We start from the raw sequence: 4,855 nt of genomic DNA on the forward strand, positions 1-4,855 counted from the left end.
TTCGGAACGATCCCGCTCGGGCCGGCCTGGCAAGGTCAGAACAATGCGGCGGGCAATCCGGGTACGCCCTATGCGCTGCCGGCGTGGGCGGTGAACATTCCCTTCGCGCCGACGGCGGCGCCCAGTTTGACCCTCACCGGCCTCTCGCCTACCCGCGGTTCAGCCGGCACGGTGGTCACGCTAACCGGGACTAATCTTGGCGCCGCCACCACGGTGAATTTTGGCGGAACCGCCATCACTCAGTTTGCGCTCACGCCGCAAGGCGCGATCCAGGTCGTCGCCCCCCAGGGAACGGGTATGGCCCTGGTTTCCGTGGGCAACGCCTCCGGGGTCAGCAACACGCTCTCGTTCACCTACACCCCGTAGATTGCAGCCGCTGTGACGCCGGGAGGCCATCTCCCGGTGGTTTTCACAAAATCCGCTGATGGTTTGACCCCATCCCGGCACCCCGCCATTTCCAGGCAGCCTTTCCATGACTTCACCCACCGCTCCCCCCTTTGTCAAAGGCTATCGACTCCACATATCTTGATCCCAAGAGCTGCCGCCCCCATCTGAGAGGGGTAGGTCAAGGTGAGTGAGGCAGACGGAATGACGGAAACGGCGGCGGTGAGTGGGCGGCAGCGGAGCTGGGCGGGGCGAACTGGGGGGATGCAATTGGCCTCTGATCTCCATTAAAAAAATCAATCAGTTAGAGATGTATGCAATGGACAACATTTAAACCGGGGACTCAACGGAAAATATCGTTGGATTCTACGATTGTAGTCGTTAATGTTTCTTGCTCAACTGCTACATCTTTGCACAGGATGACCCGAAGGAGACCCTCTGCCGAGGGATGGATCGGTTCCAGCCTGAGTGGGTGAAGGGCAATGAACTGTGATTAAGAAACCAGTTGTGGTTAATAAGGAGCGAACATGGCGCAACAACTCAGTTGGGAAATGTTGCAATCCATCATGCAGTCGGAATCCATCGAATCCCTGTCGATGCAACAACTCAATGCATTATTCCATGCTGAAAAGGAAATGATGCCTTTTCTACCGGATTCCGTCTGCCAGATCGATCCGCGCAATGGCGACTTGATCGTCTATAACTCCACGCGGGCGCGCCGACCGCATGATTCCGGCGTCCGTGCTCTTCTGTCTGAAAGCGTCGAAAAGCCGTGCGTCATCTGCCAAGGAAAAACTACGGGAGTCGTCGATGTAGCGAAGTTGAGTCAAGGCGCGACCTTCATTAATAAAAACCTGTTCCCAATTATTTATCCCTTGCAGCACATCCTGGAGAAACACCGCCAGCAACCTCTTTATCCCGATCCAATGCATGAGGGAAGAGTCTCCTACGGCTTTCACTTTCTGCAATGGACCTCTTCACAGCATGATCAGGACTGGCACACCCTGTCGCTGGATGATGGCCTGATCGTTCTGCAACGACTGGCGGCTCTCGAACAGAAATTGCTCTACGCCTCGGAAGGGTTGATGCCTCCCTCTGAAATACCGCCGCCGCGCAAACCGACTCATGGTTTTGTCTCCATCATCAAGAATTATGGGCAGCTCGCCGGCGGATCGCTGGCGCACGGCCATCAGCAAATCGGCTATAGCAACATCATGCCCAGTCGTTTTTATAACAACTGGTGTTTTTCCGAACGCCATCAGGGAAACTCTTTCAGCCGCTACCTTCTGTGTGATAATCCCATGGAATTAACGGTGCGGGATTATGGAGAAGCCGTCCTCGTCGTGCCGTATTTCATGCGGCGGCCTTATGACATGCTGCTGCTGGTGAAAGATACGAGCCGGCAGTATCTGCACGAATTAACGGACGCCGAGATGCGCGCCGTCACTCAGGGAATTCAGGACGCGATGCGGGCATTGCTGCGAATTATGCCACTGCTGGGACGGGAGCCGGCTTTTAACCTGACGGTGAATAATGGGCCAGGCGCCGGCCTGTATCTGGAGTTTTTAGCGCATACCCAGGAAATGGGCGGTTTTGAGCAATTGGGGCTGTGGGTGTGTCAGGAAAGCACTACGAATGCGGCCGCCTATTTGCGTGAAGTCTTATGAATTCCGCCCAAATCCACGAGGCGTTCACTCGTTTTCAAACCGCCTGCCCGAAGCCGACGACCGAGCTTCGCTGTCTCAGCCCCTTCGAGTTATTGATTGCGGTCATCCTGTCGGCGCAAGCGACGGATAAAAAAGTTAACGAAGCCACCGCCCGGCTGTTTCCACTGGCCAACACGCCGCAAACCATTCTGGACTTGGGCGAAGCGGGTTTGAAAGACCACATCAAGACAATTGGTCTTTACAACACCAAGGCCGCCAACATCCGCAGAACCTGCGCCCTGCTGCTGGAGCGGCACGGCGGCGAGGTGCCGCGCGACCGGGTGGCGCTGGAAGCATTGCCGGGCGTGGGCCGCAAAACTGCTAATGTCATCCTCAATACCGCTTTTGGCGAACCGACCATTGCGGTGGATACTCATATTTTTCGGGTCGCTAATCGCACCGGGCTGGCGCCGGGCCGGACCGTGCGGGAGGTGGAAGAAGGTTTGCTCACCGCGACGCCGGAGGAGTTCAGGCAGGATGCCCACCATTGGTTGATTCTGCACGGGCGCTATGTTTGCACCGCCCGCAAGCCGCGTTGCCCGGAGTGCCCGATTCACGACCTGTGCGCCTATCCGCATAAAACTGAGGTGAACTGATGTTCGGCAATGATCGAAACAGTCTGCGCCGCTACTACTGCACGGTTTGGGACAAAGCCAGCGCCAGTCAACCGCTGGAACCGCTGGAGCAGATCATCGCTGCGGTTATCCGAGCCCATCCCGAATATCAACCGGCGCTGATTAATGCCGAAACCGCGCTGGAGCGCGAGTATGCTCCAGAACTGGGCGAAACCAATCCGTTCCTGCATATGGGCATGCACATCGCGATTCAGGAACAGTTGGGCGGCGACCGCCCGCCCGGCATTCTCGATGTGTACCAACAGCTTTGCCGGCGGGTGGGCGACAGTCATGCCGCCGAGCACCGGATGATGGAATGTCTGGGCGAGACGCTGTGGGAAGCGCAGCGCAACGGCATGGAGCCGGACGAAAGAGTGTATCTGGAACGACTGCGGCGGCTAGCGCGATAAGCTCCACGATTCGCCAACGAAAAACGCCGGCGTTGAGCCGGCGTTCACATTGCTGAGGCTACTCAGATTGGGTGCTGTTCAAGGTCGTCGCTGTCGACGATATCCCGGTAGGCGTGCCAAGTCGCATGACCGATGAGCGGCAGGACAATGGCCAGACCGAGGTAAAAAGTGATGAGGCCGATCCCGGTGAAGATCGTGATCAGCGCCGCCCACAGCACCATCACTCCTATATTGGCCTGCACGGCGGTGACGCTGGTCAGCACCGCCGTGATGAAATCGGTTTTGCGGTCCAGCATCATCGGGATAGAGACCACGCTGATCACGAACACGGCGGCGGCGATCATTGCGCCCACCAGCGTGAAAACGATCAGGAAGGTCAAGCCGCTGCCCGAGAAGAACAGTTGCGCGACCGAACTGTCGAGAACCAGGTGGCGCCCGCCGCCGACGATGACGCCGAACAGCACCGCCGACAACCGCGCCCAAACGATCATCAACAGGCCAATCAACCCGCCAAACATCAGGATCGGCAGGACGTTGCACTGCCAGGCCATCAGGGCGTGTCCTAAGGTGGCGGGTTCGCCCGCCTCCAGGCGGCGGCTAATGTCGTATAGCCCCATGGACAAAAACGGACCCGCCAGTAAGAAACCGGTGGTCAGCGCCAGCGCATATTGGAACTGGCCCTCAATCAGATAGACCAACAGATAGCCCATGGCTACGAAAAGCAAGCCATAAGAGATGCTCGTTGCGGGCGCCCGCCACAAATCTTTCCAGCCAGCGCCGAGCCATTCCCAAGGCCGGTCGATGGCGATGATGCGAACTTTGGGCGTCGTGAGCGAACTTTCGACGACACGAATGGAAGCGACCATCTCAATTCCTCCTTCAAAATTCGATAGTGCAATATGTTGGTATATTTTAGGGTGTCATGCACAAGATTGACATAATTTTGAGTATAGCACTCGGTTTTTTGCCGGCATGAAAACCTTACAGTCGCAAAAGGCTTGCAGCAACAAGCAGCGGTCGATAACAACAAGAAGGGGCCGGTTGAGGCCCCTTTGCATTCCTATGGTAAAGGCGTCAGTTCAGGCCCGCTGTGGACGCAGCCGACGGTACAGGTCGTAGGTTTGCTGAGCGATGCTGCGCCAACTGTAGTGCCGTTCGACCCGCTCCCGACCGGCTTGGCCCATCCGCTCACACAGGTCCGGATCAGCGGCAAGGCGGTTGATAGCGTCGGCCAGCCCATGCTCGAATCGAGCGGGAGCAATGGGATCGTGCGGCGATTCCATGGACAGGTGCGGGTCCACCAGAAAGCCGGTTTCGCCGTCAACCACGACTTCATTGATGCCGCCCACCGCACTGCCTACCACCGGTGTTCCACAGGCCATCGCTTCCAGATTAATGATGCCGAATGGTTCGTAGATGGAGGGGCAGCAGAAAATGGCGGCGTGCGAATAAAGAGCTATTGTGGTTTGGCGCGACACCATCTTGGGAATCCAGACGATGCCGTCGCGGTGGCTTTGCAGTTCCTGCACCATGTCTTCCATCTCGCGTTGCATCGCCAGGGTATCGGCATCGCCGGCGCATAGCACGATTTGCAACTTCGGGTCCAGGTGCGGAATGGCTTGCAGCAAATAATACAGTCCTTTCTGCCGGGTCATCCGCCCAACGAACAGCACATAGGGTCGGTTGGGATCAATGCCAAACTCGGCAATCACTTCGGGATTGTGGACGGGGTGGTATTCCT

At 57.3% G+C, this 4,855-nt stretch carries 6 protein-coding genes; 4 read left to right on the forward strand and 2 right to left on the reverse strand.

Annotated features, from left to right (window positions below; translation table 11 throughout):
* The 4 genes from BN874_RS13315 to BN874_RS13330 all read left to right on the forward strand — a co-directional run.
* On the forward strand, nucleotides 1-366 hold a 366-nt coding region (locus BN874_RS13315; RefSeq protein WP_034434291.1), incomplete at its 5' end, for an IPT/TIG domain-containing protein.
* A 545-nt stretch (nucleotides 367-911) separates the two neighbouring features.
* The gene (locus BN874_RS13320; protein WP_034434293.1) at nucleotides 912-2,051 is read left to right on the forward strand and encodes an HIT family protein; all 1,140 of its coding nucleotides are present in this window, start codon (nucleotides 912-914) and stop codon (nucleotides 2,049-2,051) included.
* Nucleotides 2,048-2,686 (forward strand): endonuclease III, encoded by a 639-nt coding sequence (nth, locus tag BN874_RS13325; RefSeq protein ID WP_034434295.1) that lies wholly within the window; start codon nucleotides 2,048-2,050, stop codon nucleotides 2,684-2,686. The genes BN874_RS13320 and nth overlap by 4 nt, the downstream gene beginning before the upstream one ends.
* Nucleotides 2,686-3,114, forward strand: coding sequence for a DUF1841 family protein (locus BN874_RS13330; RefSeq protein ID WP_034434297.1), 429 nt, complete (start codon nucleotides 2,686-2,688; stop codon nucleotides 3,112-3,114). The genes nth and BN874_RS13330 overlap by 1 nt, the downstream gene beginning before the upstream one ends.
* A gap of 62 nt (nucleotides 3,115-3,176) precedes the next feature.
* On the opposite strand, the gene BN874_RS13335 is transcribed toward BN874_RS13330, so the two are convergent.
* Together BN874_RS13335 and BN874_RS13340 are read right to left on the reverse strand one after the other, a co-directional pair.
* On the reverse strand, nucleotides 3,177-3,980 hold the full coding sequence (locus BN874_RS13335) for a DUF2189 domain-containing protein (protein WP_034434298.1): 804 nt from the start codon (nucleotides 3,978-3,980) through the stop codon (nucleotides 3,177-3,179).
* 213 nt (nucleotides 3,981-4,193) lie between these two features.
* Nucleotides 4,194-4,855, reverse strand: a 662-nt coding sequence (locus tag BN874_RS13340; protein ID WP_034434300.1) for a glycosyltransferase, incomplete at its 5' end; no start/stop codon positions are given.

The organism is Candidatus Contendobacter odensis Run_B_J11 (assembly GCF_000531125.1).
Taxonomy (GTDB): Bacteria; Pseudomonadota; Gammaproteobacteria; order Competibacterales; family Competibacteraceae; genus Contendibacter; species Contendibacter odensensis.